The sequence below is a fragment of the Pseudotabrizicola sp. L79 genome, from assembly GCF_036553525.1.
In the GTDB taxonomy this organism is placed as follows: domain Bacteria; phylum Pseudomonadota; class Alphaproteobacteria; order Rhodobacterales; family Rhodobacteraceae; genus Pseudotabrizicola.
Genome location: NZ_JAZHDA010000044.1, coordinates 151,666 through 168,588, shown reverse-complemented (window position 1 = coordinate 168,588; position 16,923 = coordinate 151,666). Strand labels below are relative to the sequence as shown.

15 protein-coding genes are annotated in these 16,923 nt (G+C 62.1%); 7 read left to right on the top strand and 8 right to left on the bottom strand.

What is annotated here, in order from left to right; genetic code table 11:
* Positions 1-43: 43 nt before the first annotated feature.
* The 3 genes from V3C85_RS05270 to V3C85_RS05260 all read right to left on the bottom strand — a co-directional run bounded on the left by V3C85_RS05270 (position 44) and on the right by V3C85_RS05260 (position 4,528).
* A complete protein-coding gene (locus V3C85_RS05270; RefSeq protein ID WP_331794038.1) occupies positions 44-2,395 on the bottom strand; it encodes a TRAP transporter large permease in 2,352 nt (783 codons plus the stop codon).
* 15 nt (positions 2,396-2,410) lie between these two features.
* Positions 2,411-3,328 (bottom strand): TRAP transporter small permease subunit, encoded by a 918-nt coding sequence (locus V3C85_RS05265; protein ID WP_331794037.1) that lies wholly within the window; start codon positions 3,326-3,328, stop codon positions 2,411-2,413.
* Positions 3,329-3,442: 114 nt separating this feature from the next.
* On the bottom strand, positions 3,443-4,528 hold the full coding sequence (locus tag V3C85_RS05260; protein WP_331794036.1) for a TRAP transporter substrate-binding protein: 1,086 nt from the start codon (positions 4,526-4,528) through the stop codon (positions 3,443-3,445).
* 237 nt (positions 4,529-4,765) lie between these two features.
* On the opposite strand from V3C85_RS05260, the gene V3C85_RS05255 reads away from it, so the two are divergent.
* The 3 genes from V3C85_RS05255 to V3C85_RS05245 are packed head-to-tail and all read left to right on the top strand — an operon-like array spanning position 4,766 to position 7,572.
* Positions 4,766-6,169 carry a cache domain-containing protein gene (locus V3C85_RS05255; RefSeq protein ID WP_331794035.1) on the top strand — a complete coding sequence of 468 codons (1,404 nt, stop codon included), beginning with the start codon at positions 4,766-4,768 and terminating at the stop codon, positions 6,167-6,169.
* Between the two features lie 10 nt (positions 6,170-6,179).
* A complete protein-coding gene (locus tag V3C85_RS05250; RefSeq protein WP_331794034.1) occupies positions 6,180-6,827 on the top strand; it encodes a response regulator transcription factor in 648 nt (215 codons plus the stop codon).
* Between the two features lie 10 nt (positions 6,828-6,837).
* Complete coding sequence (locus tag V3C85_RS05245; protein WP_331794033.1) at positions 6,838-7,572, top strand: phosphotransferase; 735 nt, start codon at positions 6,838-6,840, stop codon at positions 7,570-7,572.
* Here the strand turns inward: V3C85_RS05245 and V3C85_RS05240 are convergent.
* Positions 7,535-7,984: a DMT family transporter gene (locus V3C85_RS05240; protein WP_331794032.1), complete on the bottom strand. Its 450-nt coding sequence runs from the start codon at positions 7,982-7,984 to the stop codon at positions 7,535-7,537. The genes V3C85_RS05245 and V3C85_RS05240 overlap by 38 nt on opposite strands.
* A gap of 124 nt (positions 7,985-8,108) precedes the next feature.
* Positions 8,109-10,052: a PhoX family protein gene (locus tag V3C85_RS05235; protein ID WP_331794031.1), complete on the bottom strand. Its 1,944-nt coding sequence runs from the start codon at positions 10,050-10,052 to the stop codon at positions 8,109-8,111.
* A gap of 234 nt (positions 10,053-10,286) precedes the next feature.
* On the opposite strand from V3C85_RS05235, the gene V3C85_RS05230 reads away from it, so the two are divergent.
* The 4 genes from V3C85_RS05230 (at position 10,287) to V3C85_RS05215 (ending at position 14,321) form a co-directional block, all read left to right on the top strand.
* The gene (locus V3C85_RS05230; RefSeq protein ID WP_331794030.1) at positions 10,287-11,201 is read left to right on the top strand and encodes a calcium/sodium antiporter; all 915 of its coding nucleotides are present in this window, start codon (positions 10,287-10,289) and stop codon (positions 11,199-11,201) included.
* Positions 11,202-11,568: 367 nt separating this feature from the next.
* The gene (locus tag V3C85_RS05225) at positions 11,569-13,323 is read left to right on the top strand and encodes an acetolactate synthase 3 large subunit (protein ID WP_331794029.1); all 1,755 of its coding nucleotides are present in this window, start codon (positions 11,569-11,571) and stop codon (positions 13,321-13,323) included.
* An 81-nt stretch (positions 13,324-13,404) separates the two neighbouring features.
* Positions 13,405-13,965 carry an acetolactate synthase small subunit gene (ilvN, locus tag V3C85_RS05220; RefSeq protein ID WP_331794028.1) on the top strand — a complete coding sequence of 187 codons (561 nt, stop codon included), beginning with the start codon at positions 13,405-13,407 and terminating at the stop codon, positions 13,963-13,965.
* Positions 13,965-14,321 (top strand): hypothetical protein, encoded by a 357-nt coding sequence (locus V3C85_RS05215; RefSeq protein WP_331794027.1) that lies wholly within the window; start codon positions 13,965-13,967, stop codon positions 14,319-14,321. Before ilvN ends, V3C85_RS05215 begins: the two co-directional genes overlap by 1 nt.
* On the opposite strand, the gene V3C85_RS05210 is transcribed toward V3C85_RS05215, so the two are convergent.
* The 3 genes from V3C85_RS05210 to V3C85_RS05200 form a co-directional block, all read right to left on the bottom strand.
* Positions 14,296-15,531, bottom strand: coding sequence for a cyclopropane-fatty-acyl-phospholipid synthase family protein (locus V3C85_RS05210; protein WP_331794026.1), 1,236 nt, complete (start codon positions 15,529-15,531; stop codon positions 14,296-14,298). The two genes, V3C85_RS05215 and V3C85_RS05210, sit on opposite strands and share 26 nt — an antisense overlap.
* Before the next feature lie 68 nt (positions 15,532-15,599).
* On the bottom strand, positions 15,600-16,376 hold the full coding sequence (locus V3C85_RS05205; RefSeq protein ID WP_331794025.1) for an enoyl-CoA hydratase-related protein: 777 nt from the start codon (positions 16,374-16,376) through the stop codon (positions 15,600-15,602).
* A 76-nt stretch (positions 16,377-16,452) separates the two neighbouring features.
* A complete protein-coding gene (locus V3C85_RS05200; protein ID WP_331794024.1) occupies positions 16,453-16,920 on the bottom strand; it encodes a cytochrome c-type biogenesis protein in 468 nt (155 codons plus the stop codon).
* Between the last annotated feature and the right edge of the window lie 3 nt (positions 16,921-16,923).

Genomic DNA, 16,923 nt, shown 5'->3' with positions numbered 1-16,923 from the left:
GCGCAGCGGTTTCCCCCTGCGCGTCTGGCATTTTCAACGGCCCTTAGCCCAAAAGGCTGGGAACAATGGTCACGATCCAAGGTGCGAAATACAACAGCAGCAAGGTGCCCATCTGGATCAGCACGAAGGGAATGATCCCGGTATAGATATGCCGGGTCGTCACCTCGGGCGGGGCCACCCCGCGCAGGTAGAACAGGGCAAAGCCAAAGGGCGGCGTCAGAAAGCTGGTTTGCAGGTTCACCGTGATCATGATCGTGACCCAGCTTGGATCAAACGTGCCGCCATAAATCACCGGGCCGACAATCGGCACGACGATATAGATGATTTCAAGGAAATCCAGCACGAAGCCCAGCACGAACAAGACCAGCATGACGATCAGAAAGGCTGTCAGCTCATTGTCGAAACTGCGCAGGAAGCTTTGGATGTAATGCTCTCCGCCAAAGCTGATCAGCACAAGGTTCAGGATCTGCGAGCCGATCAGAATGCCAAAGACCATCGAGGTGATCTTGGCCGTTTCGCGCACGACCGAGGTCAGCACCGCAGTCCGCCACAAGACCCAGCAGGCGTAAAGGATGCCAAACATGGTCATGCTATAGGCGGCCATGGTCACATAAAACGCCACCACCTGTTCGGGCAAGGTCACGCCAACGCCGATCCGAAGATCAAAGTTGGTGCCGACCAGCAGCATGATCACGATGGAAAAGGCGGTGATCAGGATGATGCGGCCCGATTTCTGCTGATCTTGCAGCTTGCGATAGGCGGCCAGCAAAATGGCCCCCCCCGCCCCCAGCGCCGCAGCCGGCGTCGGGTTGGTGATGCCACCAAGGATAGACCCAAGCACCGCCACCACCAGAACCAGCGGCGGGAAGACCACCCGCAGCAGGTCGTTCTGCACCAGCATCGGCACGGCTTTCCACATGCCATAGCCGGCAATCACCAAGGGCAGCGCAAGCATCAGAATGGTGACACCCGGCGTGGTGGTCGGGGCGATCAGCACCGCATCGGCCAGCAGCCCCAGCGCAACCCCACCCAGCCCAATCCAGACCGGACGATGGTCAGACATCGGCGCAATGCCGCGCGCCGTGGTCAGCACCAGCGCGATCATCATGAACAGGATGGCCACACCGGTGCCGATCGGCGCCCGGCTGGCGATCTTTTCGGCCCGTGCGGTTTCGATCTGCTCGGGCGTCAATGCCTCAGATTTGGCAACGCCACCGGCGGCCATGATCGCCTGCTGCTCGGCCACGGCCTGATCCCAGGCATCCTGGCCATGCAATTCGATCATGCTGGCCTGACATTGCTCTGACACATTGGTGCGCAGGCTGGCCGTCTGACCGGCGTCAGAATAGCTGTCCACCGTATAGTCCTGGGAACCGACAAGGTTGACTTGCGCAAGCAGCATCAGCCCGCCGATGATCGCCACCGGCACGATCAGAAACCACGTCGTCGCCTCGCGCCGGGTGACGATCTGGCCACTGCCATCGGTCGAGACTACGGCAGGCGCCCGCGACGGATTGATCATCGCATAGCCAAAGGCATAGGCACCATAAAGGAACGCCAGCATCAGACCGGGCAAGATGGCCGCCTGAAACAGCGTGCCCACCGACACCACAGCCGCCTTGCCCAGATAGGTCAAGGCATCCGAACACCCCGCGGCCGCGGCCCGCACCTCTTGGCCCGCCGAATACAGATCGCCCGCCATCGTGCCCAGCAGCACGATCACGATGGACGGCGGGATGATCTGGCCCAACGTGCCCGAGGCCGCGATCACACCCGTTGCAAGCTGCGGGCTGTAGCCCGCGCGCAGCATGGTGGGCAGCGACAGCAGGCCCATGGTCACCACCGTGGCCCCCACGATCCCGGTCGAGGCCGCAAGGAAGGCCCCCACGACCACCACCGAAACCGCCAGACCGCCGGGCAAGGGCCCAAAGATCCGCGCCATCGTGGTCAAAAGATCATTGGCGATCTTTGACCGTTCCAGCACGATCCCCATCATCACGAACATCAGCACCGCCAGCAGCGTCTCGATGCTGGCCCCGGCGATGACACGGTCATTCATCCGGTTCACGATGAACGAAAGGTTCCGGTCCATCGCCAGTTCCCAACCACCGGGGAACAGCGACTCGGGCACCATCGGCAGGTCAGGATACCGGAAATGGGTGATTTCAAAGGTTGAAACCCCCTGCGCGATCAACGCGCGATAGGCGTCGGAACTGGTATCAATCGCCTGATGGATCAGGATACCCGCAGAATCCAGCGCGGCGATCACGCCAAAGCTGATGATCCCGGCCCCGCCCAAGGCGAAGGCGACCGGAAAGCCCGAGATGATCGCGCCAAGCAGGCTTAGAAAAACAATGATCAGGCCGACTTCAACGCCGTCTAGTCCGAAAAGCATGATGAACCCCGTCCTTTAATGCGTTTGAAGCTCGTGGGTGCTGTCACCCGGCGCATCGCGATCAAGGTATTTCCCCTCGGCCCCGGCCCCTTCGCGAAACTCGCCCCATGACCGCCACAGAAACGCCCAGGCATGGATGAACACCAACCCGGCATAGGCAACCATCAACAGCTTGAACAAAAAGTAGGCGTCAAAGCCGTTGGGCGAAAAGGCGATCGTCTCGACATTCCACTTGATGATCCGCGATTTCAGCAACAGCTGTTCCAGCTTGTCGGTGGCCGAAACCTTGGGGGTGATCAACGACCGCCACATGAAATACCAGGCAAACAACCAGGTCAGGACGGCCGATCCCATCATGAACAGAACGGCGCCGAACATGTCGATCACCTTTTTGGTGCGGAAACTGACATTGGCATACAGCAGATCCACCCGCACATGCCCGCCCTGCACAAAGGTATAGGTCATGCACAGGCAGACGATGATCGCGTTATACAGCTTCAGCTCTTCCGACCACCAGGACAGATCCTTGACGAAAGCAGGCCCCGGCAGCAGCGGAAAGCCAAAAGGGGCAAAGGGGCCGAATTCGATGGTGGCCACCCGAAAGATGCGCTGCAAGAAGATGATGACGATCTGCTGCAACACCATCAGCAGGCCGAACCAGGCAAAGAACCGCCCGATCCCGTTGGCAAAGCCTTCCAGCCCACGCACCATGGCCCACATGAACGATTGCCGGAACATGCCCACAACCGTCAGCACCAGAAAGAAGGTAAACACCACAAAGAAGAACTCGACCGACCCGCCGTAATAGACTAAGCGGGCGATGGCTTCCTTGTTCGACCAATCCAGCCACAGGCCCGGATTGGCGATGGCTACGAAGAAATTGACGAAGGCCATGCCGATATTCGACAAAACCCACGAAATGCCTTCCAGCATTTCCCTGTCCCCCTTGGTTTATCGATATGTTGCTGCGGGCGGTCGCCTGCCCTGTGCGAAATCCCCGGCCCGCAAAACGGGCCGGGGGGACTGCCGTCAGACGGCTAAGACAGATCAGCCCTGAGTGCGGTCACGCTGTGCGGTATAGGCGCCGTCCGACAGCTTGATCCAGGCCGAAGACGACTTCATCGACGCCATGTAGCTGTCATAGACCTTCTTGTAGATCTCATCGCCCATGTTTTCGTCATGCACTTCCTGGCTGGCCTTGGCAAAGGCATCCCAGACGCTGTCGGGGAATTCCAGCGTCTTGACGCCAGCCGCCTGCAGGCGGGTCAGGGCCGCGGCGTTGTTCGACAGGAATTGCGCCAGGTTGTTCTGATGCGCTTCACCGGCCGCGATTTCGTAAATCCGCTGCTGGGCGGGCGTCAGGCTGTCATAGACTGCGCGGTTCATGCCAAGGGTCAGACCGGCACCCGGCTCGTGGAAGCCTGCGGTGTAGTAGAACTTGGTGATTTCCTGGAAACCGGCCTTTTCATCCGCCCAGGGGCCGATCCATTCGGTGCCGTCAATCGCGCCCGATGCAAGGGCCTGATACACTTCCGACCCCGGCAGGTTCTGAACGCTGGCGCCCAGCTTCCCCAATGCCTTGCCGCCAAGGCCCGGCATACGGAATTTCAGGCCGTTGAAATCTTCCGGCCCGGCAATTTCCTTGCGGAACCAGCCGCCACATTGCGCACCCGTGTTGCCGCCCAAAAAGCCCTTCATGCCGAAAATCGTGTTCAGCTCGTCATGCAGCTCCATCCCGCCGGCATAGTAATACCAGTTCGCCAGTTCCTGCGCCGTCATCCCCATCGGCACGGCCGTAAAGAACGCATAGGCCGGGTGCTGGCCAACCCAGTAATAGTCTGCGCCATGATACATATCGGCCTGACCCGAGGCCACGGCGTCAAAGCATTCAAACGCCCCAACCAACTCGCCCGCCGCTTTCAGATCCACGGTCAGCTGGCCATCGGTCATGCTGGTGATGTTGTCGGCGCAGCGCTGTGCGGCATCGTGCACACCTGCAAGGCCGCGGCCCCAAGTGGTGACCATGGTCAGCGTCCGCTTGCCCTGCGCATACATCGGCGCGGCCAAAGTGGTGGCGGCTGCGGCGGTTGCACCACCAAGGGCGGCCTTCGTCAGAAATGAACGACGATCCATAGGGTAACTCCTCCCGTATATGTTTTGTCCGCATGGCGCTCCCCGCGCCCACGGTTTTGTGACACTAGCGGGTGCCCGGCCCGCGCGAAATACCGACTACTACGCAGAAGCCGTCGGATTTGGGCAGAAACTCTGGCCCGACCCCCAGATTTTTGTGCCTCTTGCAGATAATTCCGGGGCACGGGCCACCCAACGCGTTGACGCCCCCGCCCCGCCGCCCCACTCTGTGATTCGACCATGAGCAATCCAGACCGCCGCCCCTTGTCGCTGACCTATGGACAGAAGATCACCCTTCTGGCCGTGCTGCCTTTGGTGCTGGCCATGGCCGTGCTGTCTGTTCTGGTCACGCGGGAAGCCAGCCAGATGTCGGAACGCGAAATTGCCGGGCTGGAGGCCAAGCTGATCGCGACCAAGCGCGAAGAGCTGAAAAACTATATCTCGATAGCGCGCACCGCCTTTTCCCCCATATACGGCAATGCCCTGCCCGATGATGAGGCCGCAAAGACCCGCGTGGCGCAAATTCTGGCGGCCATGACCTATGGCACCGATGGGTTCTTTTTCGTCTATGATTACGACGGCAAGAACATTGTCAGCCCGCGCCAGACATGGCTGATCGAAAAGAACTGGGCCGGGCTGAAGGATGCCGAAGGCACGCCCGTGGTTGACAAGCTGATCGACATGGCGCGGCAGGGTTCGGGCTTTCACACCTATGTCTGGCCGAAACCGTCATCGGGGCGCGACGGGCGCATGATCACCCATGTGATCGGGCTGCAAGACTGGCGGTGGGCGGTGGGCACGGGGGTGTTCATCGACGATGTTCTGGCCTCGGTCGCTGCCGCGCGCGCCGAAACCGAGGCGCGGGTGCGCCGCACCTTTATCTATATCGGCACCATCACCGCGGCTTCGGTGCTGTTGGTCTTTCTGTCGGGCCTGGTTCTGAACCTGCGAGAGCGCAGGCTGGCCGATGCCAAGCTGAAGGCGCTGACCCAGCGCATCTTTGACACCCAAGAAGAAGAACGCGGCCGTGTCGCGCGCGAATTGCACGACTCGATCAGCCAGATCCTTGTCGGCGTGCGCTATACGCTGGAACTGGCCCGCCGGCGTCTCTTGGGGGGGGATGCGCGTGCGGCGGAAAGCCTGGGCCAGGGCATCGACACGCTGAACGGGGCGATCCAGGAGGTGCGGCGCATCAGCCGTGATCTGCGCCCCGGCGTGCTGGACGATCTGGGCCTTGGGCCTGCCCTGCAAGCTCTGGCCGAGGAATTTGGCAAACGCACCGGCATTGATGTGAAATACACCACCAACCCCTTTCGTAACCGGCTGGACCAAGAGGCCAAGATTGCCCTTTACCGCATCGCCCAAGAGGCGCTGACCAATATCGAGCGCCACTCGGGCGCCACGCATGTGACCATGCTGGTGCGTGGCACCAAGGATGGCGCCGTGGTGCGGATCGAAGATAACGGCCACGGCATGCCCCAAACCCGGCGCGACGGGCTGGGCCTGCGCAATATGGCCGAACGCATGGAACAGCTTGACGGCACGCTGCGCATCCTGTCCACCAGACAAGGCACCCTGATCGAGGCACAGGTGCCGCTGTCGCATATGTTGCCCCCCACCGGTTCTGCGCGGGCGCAAGGCTAAAGGCTTGGATATGACCGATAAGACCCGCGTTCTGATTGTCGATGATCACCCCATGGTGGCCGAAGGGCTGCGGGCGGTGCTGGAAAGCTATGACGATATCGAAGTCGTGGGCACCCTGTGCAATGGCCGCGAGGCGATTGATCAGGTCAGCGCGCTGGACCCGGATGTGATGCTGCTGGATCTGAACATGCCGCAGGTCAGCGGGCTGGCCGCGACCGAGATCATTCTGGAACGGCGCCCCGACACCCGGATCCTGATCCTGTCGATGCATGACAGCGCCGAATATATCTCTACCGCCTTGTCGCATGGCGCCATGGGCTATGTGCTGAAAGACGTGCCGACCGAAGAGGTCAAGACCGCGATCGACACGGTGATGGCGGGCAACAAGTATCTGTGCACCGGGGCCAGCGACAGCCTGCGCCCGATGCAGGCCGAGGGGCGCGAGCCGCTGACCAGCCGCGAACAAACCATTCTGCTGGATCTGGCGCAGGGCAAATCGAACAAAGAGGTTGCGCTTGCACTGGATATCAGTGTGCGCACTGTCGAAACCCATCGCAAGAACATCAAGCGCAAACTGGGCATTTCGTCAACGGCTGGCCTGACCAGATACGCCATAGAACACGGCGTGCTGCAAGGCACGGGCCGGTCGGGCGGATAGCAGGCGGATGGTGCAAAAGCCTGACCTTTCCGGTTTTGGCAGCTTTTCGGTGCTGCGCCCCCTGACGGGGGGGCATCGCGCGCAGGTCTGGCTGGTTGGGCGCGGTGGTGACTTGTTCGTTGCCAAATCGACCCGGCGCACCGAAGATCAGTTGCGCTGGCTGGCCCCCTTGCAGGCGCAGGCGCGGCGGGCCGGATTTGTCGTGCCGGGGCTGATCCCCGCAGCCTCGGGCCGACTCAGCGTTGGCGGCTGGACGCTTGAGCCCTTTTTGCCCGGCACCCCCATGATGCGCAACGCCTTTTGGCGGCTGGTGCCAAAAATCACCGTGTTTCAGCGGTTGGCGGCACCGATCGGGCAAAGACCCGGTTTTCTCAGCCTGCCCGAGTTGATGTTCAGCGACCGTGGCGGCGACATTGATCTAAGCGCTTTGCCGAAAAAACTGGTGCCTGCCCTGCGGGCGGCATGGGCCGAAGTGACCCACCAACCCGTCTGTGCCATTCATGGCGACCTGACCCCGGCCAATATGATCCAGACCGACACAGGCCCGGCCCTGATCGACTGGGATGAGGCACGGGTGGACCTGCGTTTTCTGGACCGCATGGCCCTGCCCGGCAGATCGGCCTTGGAAATCAGGGCACATCTGGCGCGCGAAATCGCCGTGGGCTGGCTGTATGAACCCGACCATGCGCGCGCGTTGTTGCAGCGTTTCACCCCCGCTGCACAAGCACAACGCCCAAGGCCATAAGCCCCAACCCCGTCGCCCGCAGCGGCGTGATCTGGCGCACCATGGCCCCCATCAGGCCAAACTGGTCAATCACCGCTGCCGCCACCAATTGCCCCAGCAACACACAACTGATCGCATTGCCAAGGCCAAAGCGCGGGGCCACCCAAGTGACGGACAGCACATAAAAGCACACGAAAAAGCCCGCCAAAAACAGGTGCTTGGGTTGCTGCGCGATCTGCGCCATGGCCGTGGCCGATCCGGTCAGCAACATCACCACGACCGCCCCGCCAAAGGCCACCGCGAACAGAACAACCGCCGCTGCCGCCGGGGCTGCGATCAGCGCGCCCAACCGCGCGTTCAGTGCCGCAAGGATCGGAATCCCCACCCCCGCCGCCACCATGATCGCGCCGTAGCGCAGTGCCTCTGCCGACATCCCTGCCCCCCCTGTCCTCTTCCGGGCCAGCTTGGCGGCTGCGGCAGGCCCGCGCAATCGGCCAAATGCACAAAGGGCCCGCAGTGCAGGCCCTTTGTCTGGTTTCAGGGATCAGGTGCCAGCGTCAGGCGATGACCGCGCCATCATCACGGCGGATGGCAATCACGGCCGAACGCGGCAAGCCCGAGGCTTCGGGCCAGCTGCCGCCCGGATGCTGGATGCCGACAAAGATCGTCCGGCGATCGGATGAGACGGTAAATCCGGTAATCTCGCTGTCTTTCGGCCCGGTCAGGAACCGTTCGATCCGGCCCGTCACCGGGTCGCCCACCAGCATCTGGTTGTTGCCCTGGCCCGCGAAATCGCCCTCGTTGCTGTCATCCCCATCGGTCTGGATCCACAGCATGCCATTGGCGTCGAACATCATCCCATCGGGCGAGTTGAACATATTGCCTTCGTTGATATTGGTCGAACCCGCATAGGCATCCTTATGCACCGACGGATTGCCCGCCATCACGAACAGATCCCATGCAAAATCCGGGGCGGCGTGGTCATCGCCTGCCGGATACCAGCGCACGATCTGGCCATAGTTGTTTTCGGCCCGCGGGTTCGGCCCCCCAACCGGGGTTTCATCGCCCCCCGCATTGGGCTTGACGCCCCGGCGGCTGTTGTTGGTCAGGGCGCAATAGGCCTCGATGGCCACAGGGTTCACCGCCACCCATTCAGGCCGGTCCATCGTGGTGGCCCCGACTTTCGAGGCCGCCATCCGGGTGTGAATGGCGATTTCAGCCGCCGTCATGCCGGTGGTTTCGGGGGTCAGCGGCATCCAGACGCCGGTCTGATCATCGGCAAAGGTGGCCGCGTACAGCACGCCTTCAACCAGCAGGGTCGAGGTATCGCCGCCCGGCACATAGGCATCACGGCTGACCCATTTATACAAGAACTCGCCGCGTTCATCATCGCCCATATAGACGATCACCCGGCCATCGCGCGCCAAGGTGCAGGCCGCGTTTTCATGTTTGAACCGGCCAAGGGCGCTGTGCTTTTTCGGCATGACCTGCGGATTGGCCGGATCAATCTCGACGATATAGCCAAAGCGGTTGGGTTCGTTCACATTGGCCGCCAGATCAAAGCGCGCGTCAAAGGCGTGATACATGTAAACGCTGTCAACGCCGATGCCATAGCGGGCAAAGGCGGCCGGCAGGGTGGCGGCAACAGCTTCGGCCTTGGCTTTGATCTGGTCTTCGCTTTCGCCATCCGCCGGCAGCGCGGCGCTGTGGCCGAAATAGCCGTTGAAGTTTTCTTCACAGGTCAGATAGGTGCCCCAGGGCGTGCGACCCGAGCCGCAATTGTTCAGCGTGCCCAGCACGGTGCTGCCATCCGGGTCATTCGCGGTTTTCAGCAGGTCATGGCCAACCGCGGGGCCGGTGAACTGCATCGGGGTCAGATGGGTGATGCGGCGGTTCAGTGGGCTGTCGGTGACAACCTGCCAGCCACTCGCGCCCTCGGCGATTTCGAACACCGACACGCCTTGGGCATTTTGCAGCAGCAGCACATCTTCGGCCGATTGCGGCTGGCCCTCGGGGCGGCCCGGCAGGTTGATGTCCAGATTGGCATATTCATGGTTCACACAAATGACCTGACGGCCAGCGATGTTGAACAATTCCATCCCGTCGGTGTTTTCGCCAAAGGCCCGCTCTTGCGCGGTGGCGGTGGTGCCGGTTTCGGGGTTGAACTCGGCCACATCCGAAAACAGCGGCTGGCCCCATTTGGCCACGGGCTGCCAGCTATAGCCTTCGGGCACATGCACCTCATAGTCGGTGGCAATCGGAATCGGCTTAAAGGCAAAGCGGGTGGTGGCGGCGGTCTGCGCCCGTGCGCTGCCCGAATTCATCAACGGTGACAGGCCCATGGCGGTGGCCGCCGAACCAAAGGCCAGCACACCGCGCAAGAAACCGCGGCGCGACAGGGCCCGCTCGACCACGCGGTCGAAATCCTGCACTTCAGGGCGCGGATTGCGGGCTTCGTCGTATTCGTCAAACGACATGTGGCGGATATCAAGATCTTTCATGGCTTTCCCCAAAAGAGTGGCTGCACGCATTCACCCGTGCCAATCTGCCAGGCGGGATGATTGCGGCGATCAGTGCCAGTGCTGGGTAACATTTCGCTGACAGCCCGACGAAAGCCGTGTGAAAGATGCACCTTTCGCCAGACTCTGCACGGGAATGTTATTTTTTCGCCCCGCCCGCCCTTGCAAATCGACCTTCAGACCCAAAGTCAGGCCCACACAGTTGGGGAGCACGACTTGACCTATATCCTTTTCGCCCTGGGGCTTGTGGCCCTGTTTGCGGGCGGTGAATATCTGGTGCGGGGGGCGTCGAACATCGCACGGCACTATAATCTGTCTCCCATGGTGATTGGCCTGACGATTGTGGGCTTTGGCACATCGGCCCCGGAATTGCTGGTGTCGGTTCAGGCCGCGCTGGATGGCCAGCCCGCCATTTCGATCGGCAACGTGCTGGGGTCGAACATTGCCAATATCCTGCTGATCCTGGGCACATCGGCCGCCATTTCGGCGCTGATGATCCCGCTGGCCAAGGTCTGGCGCGATCTGGGCTTTATGATGCTGGCCACCGGCATGATCTGGTGGATGCTGCTGGATGGCACGGTCACGCGGCTGGAAGGCGTGGTTCTGGTGGCGGGCCTGCTGACCTTTCTGGTCACCGCCTTTGTGACCGGCAAGGAAGACCCGGAAGAAGGCCTGCCCCCGCCGGCTCCCATGCTGATGTCGATTGCGCAAACCGTGGGCGGCCTGGTCGTGCTGGTGATCGGCGCCCGCCTGCTGGTGGACAGCGCCACCACGATTGCCCGCGATTTCGGCGTATCCGAAGCGGTGATCGGCCTGACCGTGGTGGCCGTGGGCACCAGCCTGCCCGAACTGGCCACCAGCGTGGTTGCCGCCCTGCGCAAGCAAACCGAGATCGCGGTGGGCAATGTGGTGGGGTCAAACATCTTCAACATCTTCTCGATCCTTGGCATCACCGCGCTGATCACGCCCATCCCGGCAGACCCGCGCTTTGCCAGTGTCGATATGCTGTGGGTTGCGGGCACATCCCTTGGCCTTGTGCTGGTCGCTGTGCTGCTGCGGGGCATCCCGCGGATCGCGGGCTTTGGCCTGTTGGCCGCCTATGCCGGCTATGTCGCCCTTATGATGGCCTGACCCGCCACAGCTGTTGCAACCCAAACCCGGGCGCGAGTCGTCCGGGTTTTTTCTGGGCTGCACCCCTGAAATCCGGCCCATATTTTTCACAAATGTCTGGCAGATCGCACCAAACGTAAGAAAAATACAAAAATACCCCCAACCTGCGACACTTTCAGCGTCTTTTTGGTGTTGACGCCCCCTTTGCCCCGCCATAGTTTGCCCCCGGTAAGGCACAGGGGGCGGCAATGCTGCACATTCTCGTACTTGTAGGGGTCAGGCGCATGGGTCGGTAACGACATCCAGATCTGGAACCATGCGCCCTCGGGAAACCCTCCCCGGGGGCTTTTTATTACGCCATTGGGCGATTGATGCGGAGAGACAGACGATGACACGTCAGATGACAGGCGCAAAGATGGTGGTGCAGGCGCTGAAGGATCAGGGGGTCGAAGTTGTCTTCGGCTATCCGGGTGGCGCCGTGCTGCCAATCTATGACGAGATCTTCCAGCAGAACGACATTCGCCACATTCTGGTGCGTCACGAACAAGGGGCGGTGCACATGGCCGAAGGCTATGCCCGGTCAACCGGCAAGCCCGGCGTGGTGCTGGTCACCTCGGGGCCCGGTGCGACCAATGCGGTGACCGGCCTTGTCGATGCGCTGATGGACAGCATTCCGCTGGTCGTGCTGACCGGTCAGGTGCCGACCTTCATGATCGGCACCGACGGGTTCCAAGAGGCCGATACCGTGGGCATCACCCGCCCCTGCACCAAGATGAACTGGCTGGTGAAAGATACCGCCGACCTGTCGGCCACGATTCACAAGGCGTTTCAGGTGGCCACGGCAGGCCGCCCCGGCCCGGTGCTGATCGACATCCCCAAGGATGTGCAATTCGCCAATGCCGAATACACCCCCAAGGAAAAGATCAAGATCAGCCATTACCAGCCCAAGATGAAGGGCGATATCGACCAGATCACCAAGCTGGTCGAGATGCTGGAAACCGCCGAACGCCCGATCCTTTACACCGGTGGTGGCGTCATCAACTCGGGCCCCGCCGCCAGCCAGCTTTTGCGCGAACTGGCCGAGGCCACGGGCTTTCCCGTCACCTCGACCCTGATGGGTCTGGGCGCCTATCCGGCCAGCGGCAAGAACTGGCTGGGCATGCTGGGGATGCATGGCCTGTATGAGGCCAACCTTGCCATGCACGGCTGCGATCTGATGATCAACATCGGCGCCCGCTTTGATGACCGGATCACCGGGCGGATCAAGGATTTCAGCCCGAAGTCGAAAAAGGCCCATATCGACATCGACCCGTCGTCGATCAACAAGGTGATCCGCGTCGATGTGCCGATCCTGGGCGATGTCGGCTATGTGCTGGAAGACCTGCTGCGCATCTGGAAAGCCCGTGGCCGCAAGGTCAACAAAGAGGGCCTGACGAAATGGTGGGCGCAGATCAATGACTGGCGGGCGGTGAACTGCCTTGCCTACAAGAACAGCGAAAAGACCATCAAGCCGCAATATGCCCTGCAACGGCTTGAGGCCCTGACCAAGGGCATGGACCGCTATATCACCACCGAAGTGGGCCAGCACCAGATGTGGGCGGCGCAATTCCTGGGCTTTGAAGACCCCAACCGCTGGATGACCAGCGGCGGCCTTGGCACCATGGGCTATGGCCTGCCCGCCAGTGTCGGTGTGCAGGTCGCCCATCCCGAGGCCCTGGTGATCAACGTCGCGGGCGAGGCAAGCTGGCTGATGAACATGCAGGAAATGGGCACGGCGATGCAGTTCCGCGCCCCGGTCAAACAGTTCATCCTGAACAATGAACGCCTTGGCATGGTGCGCCAGTGGCAGGAACTGCTGCACGGAGAGCGCTATTCGCACAGCTGGTCGGAAAGCCTGCCCGATTTCGTGAAACTGGCCGAAGCTTTTGGCTGCAAGGGTATCAAATGCAGCGATCCCAAGGATCTGGACGATGCGATCATGGAGATGATCAAATATGACGGTCCGGTGATCTTTGACTGTCTGGTGGAAAAGCACGAAAATTGCTTCCCCATGATCCCCAGCGGCAAGCCGCACAACGAAATGCTGCTGGGTGAAGCCGATACCCAGGGCGTGATTCAGGCCGGCGGTGCCGTTCTGGTCTGACGCGCCTTGCCGAACCGCCGGGGGACTTTGCGTCCCCCGGACCCCCTGCAGGATATTTATGAACAGATGAAGGGAGAGGCGATGTCGCCGCTCAATATCAAAAAAGGCTCGACCAGCCATTCGGCCTATGACTTGCGTGACAGCCATGCGCAGATTGAGGAAAGCCACACCCTTGCGGTGATCGTCGAGAATGAGCCGGGCGTGCTGGCGCGCGTGATCGGGCTGTTCTCGGGCCGCGGCTATAACATCGACAGCCTGACTGTCGCCGAGGTGGACCATACCGGCCACAAAAGCCGCATCACCATCGTGACCCGTGGCACCCCCGCGGTGATCGACCAGATCGAGGCACAACTGAGCCGGATGGTGCCGGTTTACGCCGTGCATGACCTGACAGCCGAAGGCCCGTCAGTGCAGCGCGAACTGGCGCTGGTCAAGGTGGCGGGCAAGGGCGATGCGCGCATCGAGGCGCTGCGTCTGGCCGAGATTTTCCGCGCCAATGTGGTGGACAGCACGCTGGAAAGCTTTGTCTTTGAAATGACCGGCACGCCGGAAAAGATCGACGCGTTTGCCGATCTGATGCGCCCCTTGGGTCTGCGCGAGATCGCCCGGACCGGGGTTGCCGCGCTGGCGCGGGGCGCCTGATGCGGCGCGCCTTGTGTCTTGTCGCAGCGCTTTGCCCCGGCCTTGCCGGGGCCGAGGCGTTCTCGGACTTTGGGCGGCCCGAACAATGTGGCACCTATGCCGAAGTCAGCTATGACCGCGACAGCTATTTCCCGGGTGGCGAGGCGGGGCTGTTGTCGCTGACCAATCCGCAGGTCGTGCAGGGGCTGAATGTGCTTTTGGCGGATGCAATCGTCAGCGAAGAGGGCATGGCCGATCCGGCGGGCCGCGTCATGGCCGTGCGGGCGCCTTTGCTGGTGGCCGAAGGGGCCGCGGCAAGTGATGTGCTGGTGGTGGTGACCCAAGCCGGGATCAGGTTGTTGCAGCCCTGTCGCTAGGGCCAGCATTGCCTGCCCAAAGATAATCGCGCGTCGCGGGCACGGCATCGGCGCGGCGCGCGATCTGCATCTGAAACAGCACATGGCCCATATGGGTGAACGACACCTCGGCCGCGATCAGATACCACCACCACATCCGCACGAACCTGTCATCGAACAGGGCCAGCACCTGATCTTCGTTCTGGCGAAACCGGTCCTGCCATTGCCGCAGCGTGGCGTCGTAATGGCCGCGCCAGACCTCCAGATCCGTCATCACAAGACCCGCGCGTTCCAGACGGGGGATCACTTCGGAAAAGGCGGGTGAATAGCCGCCGGGGAAGATGTATTTCTGAAACCACGGCGACAGCACCCCCGGCGGGGTGGACCGGCCGATGAAATGGATCAGCCCCACCCCATCTTCGGCCAACAGGCTGTGGATCCTGGCGAAATAGCGGGCATACTGCGGCACGCCGACATGTTCCATCATGCCAACGCTGACCACACGGTCAAAGCAATCGGGGACATCGCGGTAATCTTGCAGCCGAAAGGTCACGCGGTCGGACAGGCCCAGATCGGCCGCACGGGCGAGGGCTGCATCAAGCTGCACCTGCGACAGGGTGATCCCGGTCACATGCACCCCATGCCGCGCCGCCAACCGCAGGGCAAGCCCGCCCCAACCGCAGCCGATATCCAGCACACGCAGTCCCGGACGCAGGCACAGCTTGCGCGCGATCAGATCCATCTTGGCGGCCTGGGCCTGTTCCAGCGTGGCGCCCGGATCAGCGAAATAGGCGCAGGTATATTGCAGGTCTGCATCCATAAAAAGCGCATAGAACGCATCGGGAATATCGTAGTGATGGGCCACCCGCGCGCGTGATGCGCGGTGGTGGTTCCACTGCATCAGCGCCTTGGCCCGCCGCCGCAGCTGATGGGCCATACGCATCGGCAGGGGCAGGCTGCCAGCGGCGGCATTGCGGGCCGCGATTTGCAGAAAGTGGCGCAGATCCTCGTCCGAGGCAAAGCAAAGCTGGCCCTGCATATAGCCCTCGCCCAAGGCCATTTGCGGGTTGGTCAACAGGCGCGGGATCAGGCGGCCATCGGTGATCTGCACCCGCGCCACGGGGGCCGGGCCGGGGCCATAGTCGCGCGTCACGCCGTCAGGATAGGTCAGCTGCACCCTGCCCCAGCGGATGGCGCGCTGCAACAGCCGATCAAGCCCGATGGACCACATGCATTGCCCCCTAATCCCGCCCCGATTGGCCCCCAGAATAGTCAGGCCGACTGCGGAAAGGAAAGGGATCAGCGCCCTTCAAATGCGGGGGGGCGCTTTTCGACAAAGGCCACCACGCCCTCTTTGAAGTCGCGGGTCAGGCCACAGGCCCCTTGCAACTGCGCCTCAAGTGCCAATTGTGCCGTCAGGTCATGGTCATAAGACTGCCGCAGCGCCTGTTTCACGCCGCGGTAAGCCACGGTCGGGCCTGTGGCCAGGGCGCTGGCGCGGGCCTGCACCTGGGCCTGAAAGGCCTCCTCGGGCACCGCTTCCCAGATCATGCCCCAGTCAGCGGCCTGACGGGCGCTGATCTTGTCGGCAAACAGCATCGCCCCCATGGCGCGGGCAAAGCCCACCTGGCGCGGCAGCCAATAGGTGCCGCCCGCATCGGGCATCAGGCCGATGCGCGTAAAGGCCTGGATGAAACTGGCGCTTTCACTGGCGATCACCACATCGCAGGCCAGCGCCAGATTGGCCCCAGCCCCCGCCGCCGCCCCGTTGACCGCAGCAATCGTCGGCACCGGGCAATTCATGATCGCCTGCAACAGCGGTTCGTATTCGTCGCGCAACGTGCGCTCCAGGTCGATCTCGGCCACCTTGGCCCCATCGCCCAGATCCTGGCCCGAACAAAAGGCGCGGCCCGTGCCTGTCAGCACGATCACCCGCGCCGTCTTTTCGGCATGGCGGATGGCGTCCAGCAGTTCCGCCCGCATCAGGCTGGACAAGGCATTCATCACCTCGGGGCGGTTCAGGGCGATGGTGGCGATGCCGTCTGCCTGATCGACGGAAATGGTTTTATACTGCATGCAGGCCCCCGTTGCGCCGTGATTTGGCCACCAGCTTAGCCCCGCCGCCCCCGGTCAGGAAAGGTGAAACGCCACGTCACGACTTGAGCAGTTCTTTCAGACGCGCCTCTTCTTCGGCGTTCAAACCCGCATCAGCCCCCGCCGCAACCGACCGGCGACGGGTATAGGCAAAGGCCAAACCGCCCCCCATCAGCAACAGGCCCGGGCCTGCCAGCCACAGCAGCAGGTTCGCGCCCTCGGCCCGCGGGTTGAACAGCACGAATTCACCATAGCGCGCCACGATGAAATCCACCACTTCGGTATCCGTGTCGCCCGCAACCAGCCGCTCGCGCACCACAAGCCGCAGATCGCGGCTGATGGGGGCATTGGAATCGTCAATCGACTCGCCCTGACAGACGGGGCAGCGCAGATCGCGGCTGATGGCGCGGGCCCGCGCCTCAAGCACCGGATCGGACAAAACCTCATCCGGTTGCACCGCAAAGGCGGCGGGGGCGGCCACCAGAGTGGTCAGCGACAGCATCAGGGCCAGAACAACAGCGCGCATCTT